The 15,834-nt window shown below is 71.9% G+C and carries 11 protein-coding genes; 8 read left to right on the forward strand and 3 right to left on the reverse strand.

Annotated elements, in window-relative coordinates; all coding sequences use genetic code 11:
* The first annotated feature begins 235 nt into the window (after positions 1 to 235).
* From AB0A61_RS34615 to AB0A61_RS34635, 5 genes are all read left to right on the forward strand, one after another.
* A complete protein-coding gene (locus tag AB0A61_RS34615; protein WP_361301427.1) occupies positions 236 to 1,129 on the forward strand; it encodes a xanthine dehydrogenase family protein subunit M in 894 nt (297 codons plus the stop codon).
* Positions 1,129 to 1,704, forward strand: coding sequence for a (2Fe-2S)-binding protein (locus tag AB0A61_RS34620; protein ID WP_361301430.1), 576 nt, complete (start codon positions 1,129 to 1,131; stop codon positions 1,702 to 1,704). Before AB0A61_RS34615 ends, AB0A61_RS34620 begins: the two co-directional genes overlap by 1 nt.
* Before the next feature lie 5 nt (positions 1,705 to 1,709).
* The gene (gene pucD, locus AB0A61_RS34625) at positions 1,710 to 4,133 is read left to right on the forward strand and encodes a xanthine dehydrogenase subunit D (RefSeq protein ID WP_361301433.1); all 2,424 of its coding nucleotides are present in this window, start codon (positions 1,710 to 1,712) and stop codon (positions 4,131 to 4,133) included.
* Between the two features lie 160 nt (positions 4,134 to 4,293).
* A complete protein-coding gene (locus AB0A61_RS34630) occupies positions 4,294 to 5,751 on the forward strand; it encodes an NCS2 family permease (RefSeq protein ID WP_361301436.1) in 1,458 nt (485 codons plus the stop codon).
* 51 nt (positions 5,752 to 5,802) lie between these two features.
* On the forward strand, positions 5,803 to 6,954 hold the full coding sequence (locus AB0A61_RS34635) for an XdhC/CoxI family protein (RefSeq protein WP_361301439.1): 1,152 nt from the start codon (positions 5,803 to 5,805) through the stop codon (positions 6,952 to 6,954).
* 47 nt (positions 6,955 to 7,001) lie between these two features.
* Here AB0A61_RS34635 and AB0A61_RS34640 read toward each other — a convergent pair whose 3' ends face one another.
* The gene (locus tag AB0A61_RS34640) at positions 7,002 to 8,207 is read right to left on the reverse strand and encodes a GH25 family lysozyme (protein WP_361301442.1); all 1,206 of its coding nucleotides are present in this window, start codon (positions 8,205 to 8,207) and stop codon (positions 7,002 to 7,004) included.
* Between the two features lie 138 nt (positions 8,208 to 8,345).
* Positions 8,346 to 9,290: a peptidoglycan-binding protein gene (locus AB0A61_RS34645; RefSeq protein ID WP_361301445.1), complete on the reverse strand. Its 945-nt coding sequence runs from the start codon at positions 9,288 to 9,290 to the stop codon at positions 8,346 to 8,348.
* Between the two features lie 248 nt (positions 9,291 to 9,538).
* Between AB0A61_RS34645 and AB0A61_RS34650 the strand changes: the two genes are divergently transcribed.
* On the forward strand, positions 9,539 to 13,402 hold the full coding sequence (locus AB0A61_RS34650) for a WD40 repeat domain-containing protein (protein WP_361301448.1): 3,864 nt from the start codon (positions 9,539 to 9,541) through the stop codon (positions 13,400 to 13,402).
* Between the two features lie 221 nt (positions 13,403 to 13,623).
* Entirely contained in the window at positions 13,624 to 14,004 is a 381-nt protein-coding gene (locus AB0A61_RS34655; RefSeq protein WP_361301451.1) for a peptidoglycan-binding domain-containing protein, read from the forward strand.
* Positions 14,005 to 14,143: 139 nt separating this feature from the next.
* On the opposite strand, the gene AB0A61_RS34660 is transcribed toward AB0A61_RS34655, so the two are convergent.
* On the reverse strand, positions 14,144 to 14,584 hold the full coding sequence (locus AB0A61_RS34660; RefSeq protein WP_361301454.1) for an SRPBCC family protein: 441 nt from the start codon (positions 14,582 to 14,584) through the stop codon (positions 14,144 to 14,146).
* A gap of 200 nt (positions 14,585 to 14,784) precedes the next feature.
* Here AB0A61_RS34660 and AB0A61_RS34665 point away from each other — a divergent pair, with 200 nt between their 5' ends.
* The gene (locus AB0A61_RS34665) at positions 14,785 to 15,795 is read left to right on the forward strand and encodes a DUF2278 family protein (RefSeq protein ID WP_361301457.1); all 1,011 of its coding nucleotides are present in this window, start codon (positions 14,785 to 14,787) and stop codon (positions 15,793 to 15,795) included.
* The last annotated feature ends 39 nt before the right edge of the window (positions 15,796 to 15,834 follow it).

The raw sequence follows: 15,834 nt of genomic DNA on the forward strand, positions 1-15,834 counted from the left end.
CATCCTCCTGTTTCCAGGGGAAAGCGAAGAGGTTGCTGATGGCCTCCGTTCATACGAATCTACAAGATGTCTGGCCTGGCCAGCTAAACCCTTCATGGTTTCGGTGACTGACCCTGCGGAGCACCGCGCTGTGTACTGACCCCACTCCGCGTAAACAACACATGAACGAGCCGGGCCCGCCGCACACGGATTGGCTCAATCTGTACGACCCACGAGACGAAGAAGAGAGCCGGTCATGGACTTCCTTCGCCCCGCCAGCTGGGAGGAGGCGCTCGCCGCGAAGGCCGAGCATCCCACCGCTGTGCCGATTGCGGGTGGCACCGATGTGATGGTCGAGATCAACTTCGACCACCGCCGGCCCGAGTACCTCCTGGACCTGAACCGCATCGGAGATCTCTACGAGTGGGAGGCCGGCGAGGACAGTGTGCGGCTCGGTGCCTCCGTCCCGTACACCAGGATCATGGACAGTCTCCGTGCCGAGCTGCCGGGACTCGCGCTCGCCTCGCACACGGTCGCCTCCCCGCAGATCCGCAACCGCGGTGGCGTCGGCGGCAACCTCGGCACGGCCTCGCCCGCCGGTGACGCCCACCCCGCCCTCCTCGCGGCCGGCGCGCAGGTCGAGGTGGAGTCGGCGGCCCGGGGCACCCGCCTGATCCCGATCGACGAGTTCTACACCGGCGTCAAGCGCAACGCGCTCCAGCCCGACGAGCTCATCCGCGCCGTGCACGTCAAGAAGGCCGACGGCCCGCAGCAGTTCTCGAAGGTCGGCACCCGCAACGCCATGGTCATCGCGGTGTGCGCCTTCGGTCTCGCCCTGCACCCCGAGACCCGCACGGTCCGCACCGGCATCGGCTCCGCCGCACCCACGCCGGTGCGGGCCAAGGCGGCCGAGGAGTTCCTGAACGCGGCGCTCGAAGAGGGCCGTTTCTGGGACAACGGCAAGATCATCACCCCCTCGGTCGCGAGGCAGTTCGCGCAGCTGTGCTCCGCCGCCTGCAACCCGATCGACGACGTCCGGGGCACCGCGAGCTATCGCCGCCACGCGGTCGGCGTCATGGCCCGCCGGACACTCACCTGGACCTGGGAGTCGTACCGCGGCACCCGCCGCGCCTCAGAGGGAGCTGCGTGATGCGCGTCAACTTCACCGTCAACGGACGTCCGCAGGAGGCCGACGACGTATGGGAGGGCGAGTCCCTGCTGTACGTCCTGCGCGAGCGCCTCGGTCTGCCCGGTTCCAAGAACGCCTGCGAGCAGGGCGAGTGCGGCTCCTGCACGGTACGCCTGGACGGCGTGCCGGTGTGCTCCTGCCTGGTCGCGGCGGGCCAGGTGGAGGGCCGTGAGGTGGTCACCGTCGAGGGTCTCGCGGACTACGCCAGGCAGCGCTCGTGCGGTACGGACGCCTGCGGTACGTCACTCGACGAGGCCAAGGGCTGGGAGGCCAGGCCCGCCTCCGACTCCCAGACCGGCGAGGGCACCGAACTCTCCCCGATCCAGCAGGCGTTCATCGACGCCGGCGCCGTCCAGTGCGGCTTCTGCACCCCGGGTCTGCTCGTCGCCGCCGACGAGATGCTGGAGCGCAACCCGAACCCGACCGACGCGGACATCCGCGAGGCCCTGTCGGGCAACCTGTGCCGTTGCACGGGCTACGAGAAGATCATGGACGCGGTCCGCCTCGCGGCCGCCCGGCAGGGAGAGGCGGTCTGACCCCGATGTCCTCCCCCAAGCTCTCGACTTCGTTCGGGCAGAGCGGTGCCCCCCTCGGCGTTCCCGCCAAGATCACCCAGGGCTCCCACACCAAGGGCGGCATCGGTGAGTCGACCCTGCGCCCCGACGGTACCCTCAAGGTCACCGGCGAGTTCGCGTACTCGTCCGACATGTGGCACGAGGACATGCTCTGGGGCCAGATCCTGCGCTCCACCGTCGCCCACGCCGAGATCGTGTCCATCGACACGAGCGAGGCCCTCGCGACCCCCGGCGTCTACGCCGTCATGACGTACGACGACCTGCCGACCGAGGTCAAGAACTACGGCCTGGAGATCCAGGACACCCCCGTCCTCGCCCACGGCAAGGTCCGCCACCACGGCGAGCCGGTCGCGATCGTCGCCGCCGACCACCCGGAGACCGCGCGCCGCGCCGCCGCCAAGATCAAGGTGGACTACCGGGAACTCCCGGTCGTCACCGACGAGGCCTCCGCGACCGCCCCGGACGCGATCCTCGTCCACGAGAACCGCACCGACCACCACATCGGCCACGTCCCGCACCCGAACATCGTCCACCGCCAGCCCATCATCCGCGGGGACGTGGCGCAGGCCGCGAAGAAGGCCGATGTCGTCGTCCGCGGCGAGTACTACTTCGGCATGCAGGACCAGGCCTTCCTCGGCCCCGAGTCCGGTCTCGCCGTACCGGAGGAGGACGGCGGCGTCCACCTCTACATCGCCACCCAGTGGCTGCACTCCGACCTGCGCCAGATCGCCCCGGTGCTCGGCCTGCCCGAGGAAAAGGTGCGCATGACACTGGCCGGCGTCGGCGGCGCGTTCGGCGGCCGCGAGGACCTGTCGATGCAGATCCACGCCTGCCTGCTGGCGCTGCGCACCGGCAAGCCGGTGAAGATCGTCTACAACCGCTTCGAGTCCTTCTTCGGCCACGTCCACCGCCACCCGGCCCGCCTGTACTACGAGCACGGCGCCACGAAGGACGGCAGGCTCACCCATGTGAAGTGCCGCATCGTCCTGGACGGCGGCGCCTACGCCTCCGCGTCCCCGGCCGTCGTCGGCAACGCCTCCTCCCTCGGCATCGGCCCCTACCGGGTCGACGACGTGGAGATCGAGGCCATCGCCCTCTACACCAACAACCCGCCCTGCGGCGCCATGCGCGGCTTCGGCGCGGTCCAGGCGTGCTTCGCCTACGAGGCACAGATGGACAAGGTGGCCCAGCGACTCGGCATGGACCCGGTGGAGTTCCGGCAGCGCAACGCGATGGAGCAGGGGACCATCATGCCGACCGGCCAGCCCGTCGACTCCCCGGCCCCGGTCGCCGAGCTCCTGCGCCGCGTCAAGGCGATGCCCCTGCCGCCGGAGCGCCAGTGGGAGAGCAGCGAGGGCGCGGACGTACGGCAGTTGCCCGGCGGTCTGTCCAACACCACGCACGGCGAAGGCGTGGTACGCGGCGTGGGTTACGCCGTCGGCATCAAGAACGTCGGCTTCTCCGAGGGCTTCGACGACTACTCCACCGCCCGGGTCCGCATGGAGGTCGTGGCCGGCGAGCCCGTCGCCACCGTGCACACCGCGATGGCGGAGGTCGGCCAGGGCGGGGTCACCGTGCACGCGCAGATCGCCCGCACCGAACTCGGCGTCACCCAGGTGACCATCCACCCGGCCGACACCCAGGTGGGCAGCGCCGGTTCGACGTCCGCGTCCCGTCAGACGTACGTCACCGGCGGAGCCGTGCGGAACGCCTGCGAGCTGGTCCGGGAGAAGGTCCTGGAGATCGGACGCCGCAAGTTCGGCTCCTACCACCCCGCCTGGGCCACCGCCGAACTGCTCCTGGAGAGCGGCAAGGTGGTCACCGACGGCGGCGAGGTGCTCGCCGACCTGGTCGACGTCCTCGAGGACGAGGCGGTCGAGGTCGAGGAGGAGTGGCGGCACCGGCCGACCGAGCCCTTCGACCTGCGCACCGGCCAGGGCAACGGCCACGTCCAGTACTCCTTCGCCGCGCACCGCGCCGTCGTCGAGGTCGACACCGAGCTCGGCCTGGTGAAGGTGATCGAACTGGCCTGCGCCCAGGACGTCGGCAAGGCGCTCAACCCGCTGTCCGTCCTCGGCCAGATCCAGGGCGGTACGACCCAGGGTCTCGGCGTGGCGGTGATGGAGGAGATCATCGTCGACCCGAAGACGGCGAAGGTCAGGAACCCCTCCTTCACCGACTATCTGATCCCCACCATCCTCGACACGCCGACCATCCCCGTCGATGTGCTCGAACTCGCCGACGACCACGCGCCGTACGGGCTGCGCGGCATCGGCGAGGCCCCCACCCTGTCGTCCACCCCGGCCGTCCTCGCGGCGATCCGGAACGCGACCGGGCTGGAACTCAACCGCACGCCGGTCCGTCCGGAACACCTCACCGGAACCGCGTGACCCCACGGGGTTTCGAACGGTGAATCCCTGGGGGGGACTTCCTCCCCCCCAGGCCCCCCGTTGTTCGTCTCGGGCCGTCCCCCGGGTCAGCACATCCCAAATCCCGCACGTCGCCGAAGGCAACTCGCGGGTGCCCCTATGAACCTTGGGAGATGGCACCATGACCCAGCAGTCAGTGGAGCCGAGGACCGCAGCCGAAGACGCGGGTGAAGGCACCCTCGTCCCGGCCGGCCGGTCCTGGCTCGACCGGTACTTCCACATATCCCGGCGGGGATCCACGGTCGCGCGCGAGGTGCGCGGCGGCGTCACCACCTTCATGGCGATGGCGTACATCCTGCTGCTCAACCCCCTGATCCTGTCCGGCAAGGACGCGGCGGGGGACACGCTCGGCCAGAAGGCACTGATCACCGCGACCGCGTTCGCGGCGGCCTTCACCACGCTGCTGATGGGTTTCGCCGGCAAGGTGCCGCTCGCCCTCGCCGCCGGCCTCTCCGTCTCGGGCGTCCTGTCCTCACAGGTCGCCCCGCAGATGACCTGGCCGCAGGCCATGGGCATGTGCGTGATGTACGGCGTGGTCATCATGCTGCTCGTCGTCACCGGCCTGCGCGAGATGATCATGAACGCGATCCCGCTGGCGCTCAAGCACGGGATCACGATGGGCATCGGCCTGTTCATCGCCCTCATCGGCTTCTACAAGTCCGGCTTCGTGCACCAGGGCAGGGCCACCCCCGTCACCCTCGGCCCGGCGGGCCAGCTCACCGGCTGGCCGGTGCTGCTCTTCGCCGGCACCCTCCTGCTGATCTTCATGCTCCAGGCGCGCAACGTGCCCGGCGCCATCCTCATCGGCATCGTCAGCGGCACGGTCGTCGCCGCGGTCCTCGACACCGCCGGGGTCATCAGGCCCGACGCGTGGTCCAACGGTGCCCCCGAACTGCACGGCAGCGCGGTCTCGATGCCGGACTTCTCGCTCTTCGGTCATGTCGAGTTCGGCGGCTGGGGCAAGGTCGGCGCGATGACGGTCGCCCTGATCGTCTTCACGCTGGTCCTGGCCGGCTTCTTCGACGCCATGGCCACCATCATCGGTGTCGGCACCGAGGCCGGACTCGCCGACGACGAGGGCCGGATGCCGGGCCTGTCCAAGGCGCTGTTCATCGACGGCGCGGGCGGCGCCGTCGGCGGTGTGGCGGGCGGCTCCGGCCAGACGGTCTTCATCGAGTCGGCCACGGGCGTCGGCGAGGGAGCACGCACCGGCCTGGCCTCCGTGGTCACCGGGCTGTTCTTCGCGGCCTGCCTGTTCTTCACCCCGCTGACGGCGATCGTGCCGCAGGAGGTCGCGTCCGCCGCACTGGTGGTCATCGGCGCCATGATGCTGATGAACGCACGGCACGTGGACTGGGCGGACCGCGCCACCGCCATCCCGGTCTTCCTGACCGTGGTCCTGATGCCCTTCACGTACACCATCACCACCGGTGTGGCGGCGGGCGTCGTCTCCTACGTCGCCATCAAGGCCGCCCAGGGCAGGGCACGGGAGATCGGCGCCTTCATGTGGGGTCTGACGGTGATCTTCCTCGTGTACTTCGCCCTCAACCCGATCGAGAGCCGGCTGGGCGTGCACTGACGCCCGCCTGCCCGAGCCCTCCACACAACCCCTGTCCAAGGAGACCGACAGATGCTGGACATCGCCGAGGAGCTGAACCGCTGGGTCGAGCAGGGACGTGACTTCGCCGTGGCCACCGTGGTGGCGGTCGGCGGCAGCGCACCCCGCCGGCCGGGCGCCGCACTCGCGGTGGACACCGACGGCACGGCGATCGGCTCGGTCTCCGGTGGTTGTGTGGAGGGCGCCGTGTACGACCTGTGCCAACTGGCGCTGCGGGACGGCGAAACCGTCCTGGAGCGCTTCGGCTACAGCGACGCGGACGCCTTCGCGGTCGGTCTTACCTGCGGCGGCGTCATCGACATCCTCGTCACGCCGGTGCGGGCCGCCGACCCGGCCCGTCCGGTGCTCGCGGCCGGCCTGGCCGCCGCCGCCCGAGGGGAGTCCGCCGCCCTCGCGCGGGTCGTGTCGGGCCCGGCCGAACTGCTGGGCCGGGCACTGCTGGTGCGTCCCGACGGCAACCACGAGGGCGGCTTCGGGGCCCACCCGGAACTGGACCGCACGGTGGTGGGCGAGACCACGGCCTTCCTGGACGCCGGCCGTACCGGCACCCTGGAGATCGGTGAGCAGGGGTCCCGCTGCGGAGCCCCGCTGACGCTGCTGGTCGAGTCGTCGGTCCCGCCGCCGCGGATGGTCGTCTTCGGCGCGATCGACTTCGCCTCCGCGCTGGTCCGCGTCGGCAAGTTCCTCGGCTACCACGTCACGGTGTGCGACGCCCGCCCCGTCTTCGCGACCCGGACGCGCTTCCCGGAGGCCGACGAGATCGTCGTGGAGTGGCCGCACAAGTACCTGGAGCGCACCGACGTGGACGGCCGCACCGTGCTGTGCGTCCTGACCCACGACGCCAAGTTCGACGTCCCCCTGCTGAGGCTGGCGCTGCGTCTTCCGGTGGCGTACGTCGGCGCGATGGGTTCGCGCCGCACCCACCTCGACCGCAACGAACGCCTTCGCGCGGTCGGCGTGACGGAGCTGGAGCTGGCCCGCCTGCGCTCGCCCATCGGCCTGGACCTCGGCGCCCGCACCCCGGAGGAGACCGCCCTGTCCATCGCCGCGGAGATCGTCGCCGGCCGCCGCGGCGGCTCCGGGGTCTCACTGACCGGCGCCCACACCCCGATCCACCACGACCGGGCGTCCGCGCCGGCCGGGCGGATCGGGTCGGTGGCCTGAGCGACTCGGCCGCCGGGTCAGCTCACCTCAACCCACCCCAACTCACCTCAACTCACCAGGTTCATCCAGGTGTTCGCGCCGACGACGCCGTCCTGGGGCAGCCCCCTGGACTTCTGGAAGGTGACCACGGCGTCCCGGGTTCCGGCCCCGAACCGGCCGTCCACCGTGACGGCGGCGCCGTGGGCCTTCAACTCCTCCTGGACCGCCCGCACGGCCGCCCCGGTGTCTCCCTGCCGCACGGTGACGACCAGGTGCTGCCAGGTGTTCGGCCCCACGACGCCGTCGGGGGTCAGACCCCGGGCCCGCTGGAAGGCGACCACGGCGTCCCGCGTTCCCGCCCCGAACCGGCCGTCCACCGTGAGGGACGCCCCGTGGGCGCCGAGCAGGTACTGCACGGTGTTCACCTGCCGGCCGGCCTGCCCCTGCTGCACCAGGGGCCAGCCGGGAGCCGGCGGCGGGGGCGTGTAGTCACCCAGGGCGAACGTCCTCAGTTCCTTCAGGCTGCCGTTGAAGACGTCCTGGTCCCCCGGGAAGGTGCCCGAGGCGGCGGTCTGCCAGACGGTGTAGGTGTTCCAGCCGGCGGGCAGCGGGGTGGGCGTGCCGGACTGGTTGACGATCCACAGCGGGTCGGTCCGGCCGAAACCCCCGTAGTTCCCGGTGCAGGTCGCCCACCAGCTTGCCGCGGTGTAGATCACCGGGTGGCGGCCGGTCCGGGCCTGGTACTCGTTCACGAAGGCCGCGATCCAGCTGGTCATCGCGCTGCGGCTGAGCCCGTAGCAGGTGTCGCCGTGCGCGTTTGCCTCGATGTCCAGGGCGCCGGGGAGGGTCTTGCCGTCGCGCGTCCACTTGCCGCCGTGGGCCAGGAAGTAGTCGGCCTGCGCTCGTCCGCCGGAGGCGTCCGGGCGGGCGAAGTGGTAGGCGCCGCGGATCAGACCGGCGCCGGCCGCCCCGTTGTACTGCTGTGAGAAGTAGCTGTTGGTGTAGCTGACCCCTTCGGTCGCCTTCACGTAGGCGAAGGCCGCGCCCTTGGCGGCCGTCGCCTTCCAGTCGACATGGGGGTTGTAGCCGCTCACGTCGAGCCCGCGCACCGTGGTGGCGGAACGGGCCGCCCCGGTGGCCGCGGTGGTGGCCGCGTGGGCCACCCCGTGGACGTTGATGCACAGGGCCGCGAGTCCGGCGGCGAGCACCGCCGCCCCGCGGGCCCGCCACCCGGCCCTGCCCACCGTGCCCCTGCGCGCGTGGGTATACGTCATCGCTGTCTCTCCGTTCTGGTTCCGTGGTCGGTCATGGCCGGCGCCGCCGGCCCTCCCCGGGCCGGCGGCGCCGTGGACCGGTCCCTGCCGGTGCCGCGGGCACCGGCAGGGACCGGCGGGACGGCCGGGCGTGACCCGCTACGGGCGCACCAGGCCGTAGAAGACGGATCCGGACAGCGGGTAGCTCTTGTCGTAGACGCCGTACTGGCCGGGACGGGCGGGGTCGGACGTGTTGCCCGAGACGACCCGCACGGTTCCACCGCTGACCTGGTCGACGACGCCGATGTGGTACCGGTTGTGCGCGCTGCCGAAGATGATGAGGTCTCCGGGCTTCGCGCTGCCGAGGCCGCTGGTGCCGACCCACCTGTGGTGCGCGACGGCCCAGTCGTAGACGCTGGGCACGTACGTCATGAAGGGGATGTCGGCACCGGACTGCCGCCAGACCCAGGTGGCGAAGGCCGCGCACCACTCGTTGCACACGCTGTACGGCTTGCCGGGAACGCACTTGCGGGAGTCGGCCGTGACCCCGATCTGGCTCTTGGCGGTGTTCACGATCCTGGCCCGCAGCGCGGTCGTGGCGTGGCAGCTCTTGACGAGCCGCTCGATGCCCATGGCCTGCATCGTCTGCTCTCCGGCGATGCCGTCCGCCGAGAGGTGGTGGGCGGTCTGGTAGTTCTTCACCGCGCTCGTCGTGGCCGTGCCGTAGTCGCCGTTGGCCGGGGCTCCGGCCTTGGTCTGCACCTCCTTGACCACGGACGTGAGTCCGGCGAGCGTCTGCGGGCCGATGACGCCGTCGGCACCGAGGCACCGGTCGCTCTGGAAGGACTGGGTCGCCGCCTTGGTCTTGGGGCCGCTGACACCGTCCACGCCACCGGCGTCGTAGGCCAGGCCGTTCAGGTCGCGCTGGGCCAGCTTGATCTCCGACGAGGTGGCGGCCGGCCTGACCGGCGACGAGGTGGCCGCGGAGGCCTGGCCCGGCACGGCCGCCAGGGCACCGGCCGCGACCGCGGCCGTCAGCAGACCGACAACAGCCCGCCGGGAGCGCCGCACCGGGTGCCGGGTCGCTGGAGTGTTCGTCGTCATTTTCCGGAACTCCTCACGTTCGGGGAGAAGAGAAGGTGAAACCCGGGAGAAGCGTTCACACGGCATTCGTCTCGACCGGACGACCGCTGATTTCGCCCCCGGATGGCGTCGGCGGCTCCCCCGCGTCCGCCGTCGCCAAGTCGGTTCTACGGCACGCCACGTTGTCCGGTGTCGGTGAAGGAGCTCCGGACAACCGGCTCCGGACAATAAGCTCGCCGCGAGGCTTCACGACCCGGGGGGCAGTACAAGTGCCGAGAAAAGAAAAGCCGTTGGAGGACGACGGCAGCGCATTGACCGACTTCGCCGCGGGGCTGCGCCTGCTGCGGGACAAAGCGGGAAAGCCCACTTACCGCCAACTCGCGGCGAAGGCGCATTACTCGTCGACCACACTCGCGGACGCGGCAGGCGGCAGAAAGCTGCCCAGTCTGGAGGTCACTCTCGCCTTCGTCCGGGCGTGCGCGGGCGAGGAGGAGGAATGGAAGGCGCGCTGGCAGGAGGTCGCCGCGGGCCTCGCCTCCGCGTCGCCGAACGGGCGGGACGGCTCAGGCCCGGAACAGGACCGTCCATGCCCCTATGCGGGCCTGGCGGCTTTCCAGGCGGAGGACGCCTCCTGGTTCTTCGGGCGCGAAAGACTCACGGACGACCTGGTCTCCCGGGTCCGCACCGATCGTTTCGTCGCGGTGTTCGGGGCGTCGGGTTCCGGCAAGTCCTCGCTTCTCCGGGCCGGTCTGGTCCCGCGCCTGGGCGAGGGCGGCCCGGACGGCGGCCCCGGGTGGCCGACCCTGCTGTTCACCCCGGGGGCCCATCCGCTGGAGGAGTGCGCGGCCCGGCTCGCGGCCTTCGCACAGGGCACGGCCCCGGTACTGCACAGGGAGCTGAACGCCGACCCCCGGGCGCTGCACCAGGCGGTGCTGCAGGCTCTGGCCGAGGCGGACTGCCCCGACGACACGGATCTGCTGCTGGTCGTCGACCAGTTCGAGGAGGTCTTCACCCTCTGCCGGAGCAAGGACGAACGCGACCGTTTCGTCTCGGCGTTACTCACGGCGGCCCAGGCCGCCAACAGCCGTACCCGCGTGGTCATCGGCGTCCGGGCCGACTTCTACGCGAGCTGCTCCGAACACCCCGGACTCGTGGCGGCCCTGCAGGACGCTCAGCTGCTCGTCGGCCCCATGTCGACGGAGGAACTGCGCCGTGCCGTCAGCCGGCCGGCCGTCCAGTCCGAATGCGCCGTCGAGACCGCCCTGCTGGCCCGTGTCGTGGCCGAGGCCACCGGACAGGCCAACGTCCTGCCGCTGGTCTCCCACGCCATGCGGGAAACCTGGCTCCGGCGCCGCGGCAACACACTCACCCTGAGCGGCTACGAGGCCGCGGGCGGCATCCCGCACGCCCTGGCCAACACCGCCGAGGCCCTCTACCAGCAGTTGACCGCCGCCCAGCAGCGGCTCACCCGTTCCGTCCTGCTGCGGATGGTCGCCCTCGGCGAGGGCACCGACGACACCAAACGACCCGTATCGCGTGAGGACTTGGGCCCCGACACCGGCGCCGTGCTGGAGCTGCTCGCCCGGGCGCGGCTGGTCACCCTGGACAGGGACGGTGCCGAGATCACCCACGAGGCGCTGCTGCACGCATGGCCCAGGCTGCGCCGCTGGATCGACGAGGACCGGGCCGGTCTGCTCATGCACCAGCAGATCACGGACGCGGCCACCGTCTGGCACCGGCAGGGGCGCGACCCCGGCGCCCTGTACCGGGGCGGCGTCCTGGCCGCGGCGCGTCAGTGGGCCGCCACCCGTGGCGACGGGCTGGACCCCGGCCCCCGCGTCGAGGAGTTCCTCGCCGCGTCCGTACGGCAGGCGGGCCGCGCGGCCCGGCTGCGCCGCGCCGGAATCGCCGCCGTGTGCGTGCTGGCCCTCGTCGCGTCCGTGGCCGCCGCCGTGGCGTTCAGGAAGAGTGCGACCGCCCAGGCCGAGCGCAACAACGCCATTGCGGGGGAGGTGCAGGCCGAGGCAGGCCAGCTGCGGGAGACCGACCCTTCGCTCGCCGCCCAACTGGACATCGCCGCCTACCGCCTCCGCCCCCGGCCGGAGCTGCGCACCGACCTGATCAGCGCCGCCGGGGCCCCGGCGGCCAGGCTCCTGACCGCCGGAAGCGGCACCGTGTATGCGGTGGCCTACAGCCCCGACGGCCGCACCCTGGCAGCGGCGGGAGCGGACGGCATGATCCGCCTGTGGAACGTCGCGGACCCGGCCGACCCGGTACCGCTCGGCCGCCCTGTCGACGGCCACAGCCAGTGGGTCTACTGGCTCGCCTTCAGCCCCGACGGCCGCACCCTGGCAGCGGCGGGGCGCGACCGCACGGTCCGGCTGTGGAACGTCACCCGCCCGGCGCACCCCGCGCCCTGGGGGCCGCCGCTGACCGGCCACGGGAGTTATGTCTTCTCCGTCTCCTTCAGCCGGGACGGCCGCACCCTCGCCAGTGCGAGCGACGACGGGACGGTCCGGCTGTGGAACGTTGCCGATCCGGCCCACCCCCAACGGCTCGGGCAACCGCTGAAGGGACACGACCACGGTGCCGTGGCCTCGGCCGCGTTCAGCCCCGACGGCCGCACCCTCGCCGACGCGGGGCACGACCACACCATTCGGCTGTGGGACGTCGCCGACCCCGGCCGCCCCCGGCGTCTGGGGCAGCTCACCGGCTTCAAGGACACCGTGTACGCCGTCGCGTTCAGCCCCGACAGCCGCCTCCTGGCGGGCGTGGGCAACGACCGAACCGTCCGGCTGTGGAACGTCGCGGACCCGGCCGCCCCGGTGCCGCTCGGAGCGCCCCTGACCGATCACCACGACACCGTGTACGCGGTCGCCTTCAGCCCGGACGGACGGGTCATGGCCACCGCCGGAGCCGACCACACCGTCCGCCTCTGGAATGTCATGGACCCGTCCGCGCCGGTGCCGATCGGGCAGCCCCTCACCGGTCACACCGAATACGTCTACTGGCTGGCGTTCAGCCCCGACGGGCACAGCCTGGCCTCCGCCGGGGCCGACCACACCGTCAGGCTCTGGCGCCTTCCGAACACCGTCGAACCGGACCCGAGTTACGTCAACACCGTGGCGTTCAGCCCCGTACGGCACATCCTTGCCAGCGGCAGCACCGACAGCACCGTACGATTGTGGAACGTCGCCGACCCGTCCCGGCCCACACCCCTCGGCCACCCTCTCACCGGCCATCACAACGCCGTACGGAAACTGGCGTTCAGCCCCGACGGCACACTCCTGGCCAGCGCCGGCCGGGACGGCACCATCCGGCTGTGGGACGTGCGCGACCCCGCTCGGACGGCGCTCGTGGGACGGCCGCTCACCGGCCACCGGGGCGAGGTCAACTCGGTCGCCTTCAGCCCGGACGGCCGGACCCTGGTGAGCGCGGGCCTGCACGACCATCAGGTCCGCCTGTGGGACGTCTCCCGGCCGGTGAACGCCACCGCCCTGGGCGAGCCGCTCACCGTCCACACCGGACCGGTCACCGCCGTGGCGTTCAGCCCCCGAGGGCATGTGCTGGCCACGGCCTCCGCGGACGACACCACCCGGCTGTGGGACGTGACCCGTCCCGCAAGGCCGGTCCAGCTGGGCCGCCCGCTCGCTGCCCGCAGCGGCGGTGTGTACGGAGTGGCGTTCAGCCCCGACGGCCGGACCCTGGCCACGGCCAACGTCGACCACACGGTACGGCTGTGGAACGTCACCGACCCCGCACGGCCGCTGTCCCTGGCCCAGCCCCTGGCCGGTCACGCCAGCTTCGTGTACGCGGTCGCCTTCAGCCCGGACGGTCACACCCTGGCCAGCAGCAGCGACGACCACACCGTGGACCTGTGGAGCGTCACCGATCCGGCCCACCCGTCCCAGCTGGGTACCGCTCTGGCCGGCCACACCGGGCCGATCGACGACGTGGCCTTCAGCCCCGACGGCCGCACCCTGGCGAGCGCGAGCGACGACCACACCGTACGGCTGTGGCCCCTCGACCCCGACCAGGCGATCCGAAGGCTGTGCGCCGCGGTCGGCGATGTCACCGCGCGGCCGTGGCGGCAGTACGTGCCCGAACCGGCCCCGGGCCGGCCCTGCTCATGACGCGGCGGGAGGCGGCGGGCAGTACCGCTCCCACCCGTCCGACCTGCGGGGCTCCGCCGTCGTTGTCCGGCCGATGCTGTCCGGTGCCGGCTCGCCGACACCGGACAACGGAAGGGGCCTAGACAGGATTCGGTGGCACGAGCGGGACCCGGCCGGCGCAAGCCGCGGGCACCGCTGTCACGGGCCACCGTTTCCCATCCGGACGAACGAACGGAAAGCAGATGTCCACTCGGAAACTGACCGCGAGGATCGGCCTGCTGGCCGCCGCCGTGACTGTCGCCACCGGCGGTCTGTCCATGACGGCCGACGCCTCGACCGCCGCGGCCCCGCTCCGGTACGGGAGCCATGGCTGGGGAGTGAAGTGCGTGCAGGAGGCCGTCAACAACTGGGCGGCGCGGACCGGTCACAGCCGCCCGCTGGGGGTGGACGGCAGCTTCGGGTCCGGCACCCGGACCTGGGTCGAGAGGTTCCAGTCCGCCTCCGGCGTCAGCGCCGACGGTGTCGTGGGCCGGCAGACCGGCAACAGCGTGCTGGCCAACCTGCAGGGCGACAGCACATGGCGGCACGACTGCTACTACTACGTCCCCAGCACCCACGGCTGACGGGCTCCGCCCCGCGCCCTGGGCGCAAGGGTGACCGGCCGTCCGGCCGGTGCCAACGACCGCGCCGCGACCGCCGCTTCGCAAGAGGCGGCGGTCGCCCGCCGGGGACAAGAGGCGGCGGTCAACCGCCGGAGAACCGTCAGGGCCTTCTCAGCAGCCCGTTCACCGCCCGTCCGAACACCGCCCGCGCCGACGCCCCCAGCAGGGGATCGAGGAAACCGGGGAGGAAACGCACGCGCAGTTCCTCGCGCCACAGCACGCGGGCCCGGCCGCCCGGACCCGGCCGTACCTCGATCTCGGCCCAGCCCAGCACCACCCGGCCCCGCTTCTCCAGCCGGCACAGGCCCGCCTCGTCGCCGGCCGGCGGGCGCCACACGGTCACCTCCATCGGGTCGTCGAAACCGAGCGGGCCGATCCCCGAACGGGCCACGATCCGGGTGCCCTCGCCGGTGGGGCCGGGCGTGACCACGGTGATGCGGGTCAGCGGGACCACGTCGGCGTGGTGGGGCCACTGGGTGAGGCGGCGCCACGCCTCGTCGGGGGAGAGCGGCGGCGTACGTGCGAGAAGGAAGTTGACCACGTAACGATCTTAGAGAAACCAGCGTGTTGAGCAGGGCGTTCGCCTGTGCGCTCACGCGGTTGGCCTAGCGGGCTCCTCATGGCCGGGCGTAGGCTGAACAATACCGCGGGATCCCGTACCAACGGGCGGCACAGCGTCGCATCCTCCTACCATTTCTCGCATGGGCGGGCAGTCGGCCCGCCCCGGGGGAGCAGGTCGTCATGCCACTGAAGAGCTACGGCGTACTCGTCTCACGGGCGGTCGGCACCCGGCGCGAGGGCGCCGCCGACACCCCGCACTACCAGATCCACCTGACGGACGATCACGGCACGCACTACCGCGCCGCCGTCAACGTCCTGTCCCAGGAGCACCCCTCCGAGTTGCTCTACCTCGTCGACGACGACCTCCGGCACCCCGTCACGGGCCGCCTGGAGGGCCTGCCGGGCGGCTGGAACACCCTGCCGCCCGGTCCCGGCGGCGCGAACCTCGACTTCCTGCGCGGCAACCTCTTCGACCCGGCCGGGATGCGCACCCTCCCGCCGGACGCCGAGGGCCCGGACAACGACCTGGCCGACCTGCTCGACCACTACGTGCTGCGCGCGGTCGACGACCCGAATGCCCGCCTGTACGTCTTCGGCTCGCGCTTCGGACCGGAACCGGGCCGCAAGGACAAGGTGTTCGGCTTCCAGCCCGGCAACGGCGTCCACGACGTCCACATGAACCAGGGCAACAGTCCCCGCTTCCGGGGCGACGACGGCGTCTGGCAGGACGGCGGCCTCCTGCTGCACTTCCCCGCGCAGTCCCGGTGGGTCGGCATCTACCTCGCCTTCCAGAGCCAGGCCTGGCACACGGACGACGTCACCGGCCACGCCCTGGAAGCCGTCGACACCACGCGCCCGGAGCCGGGTGCGCAGCCGGTCCGTATCGTCGCCGCACTGGTCAACCCCCAGGGCCCGGCGCCGGAGCGGGAGAGCGTCACGCTGATCAACACCTCGCCCGACCCCGTCGACCTGACCGGCTGGCGGATCGTGGGCGGACCGGGAAAGGGCTCCGCCGTGCCACCGGGCCTGCTCGCCGCGGGCGCCTGCCTTGTCGTGCCGCTCACCGACGACACCCCGCTCGGCAACCGCGGCGGCGCCATCACCCTCCTCGACGCGAACGGCCTGAAGGCGGACGGCGTTTCCTACACCGCCGAACAGAGCGCGCGGGAGGGCTGGTCGGTCGTGTTCTGAAGTCCGGGACCCGGGTGACCACCGGGACCGGCACGGCGA

The organism is Streptomyces sp. NPDC046197 (assembly GCF_040646295.1).
In the GTDB taxonomy this organism is placed as follows: Bacteria; Actinomycetota; Actinomycetes; order Streptomycetales; family Streptomycetaceae; genus Streptomyces.

Coding starts and splice junctions, on each gene's coding strand:
- AB0A61_RS34615 (WP_361301427.1), top strand. CDS start 236: ATGGACTTCCTTCGCCCCGCCAGCTGGGAGGAGGCGCTCGCCGCGAAG.
- AB0A61_RS34620 (WP_361301430.1), top strand. CDS start 1,129: ATGCGCGTCAACTTCACCGTCAACGGACGTCCGCAGGAGGCCGACGAC.
- pucD (WP_361301433.1), top strand. CDS start 1,710: ATGTCCTCCCCCAAGCTCTCGACTTCGTTCGGGCAGAGCGGTGCCCCC.
- AB0A61_RS34630 (WP_361301436.1), top strand. CDS start 4,294: ATGACCCAGCAGTCAGTGGAGCCGAGGACCGCAGCCGAAGACGCGGGT.
- AB0A61_RS34635 (WP_361301439.1), top strand. CDS start 5,803: ATGCTGGACATCGCCGAGGAGCTGAACCGCTGGGTCGAGCAGGGACGT.
- AB0A61_RS34640 (WP_361301442.1), bottom strand. CDS start 8,207: ATGACGTATACCCACGCGCGCAGGGGCACGGTGGGCAGGGCCGGGTGG.
- AB0A61_RS34645 (WP_361301445.1), bottom strand. CDS start 9,290: ATGACGACGAACACTCCAGCGACCCGGCACCCGGTGCGGCGCTCCCGG.
- AB0A61_RS34655 (WP_361301451.1), top strand. CDS start 13,624: ATGTCCACTCGGAAACTGACCGCGAGGATCGGCCTGCTGGCCGCCGCC.
- AB0A61_RS34665 (WP_361301457.1), top strand. CDS start 14,785: ATGCCACTGAAGAGCTACGGCGTACTCGTCTCACGGGCGGTCGGCACC.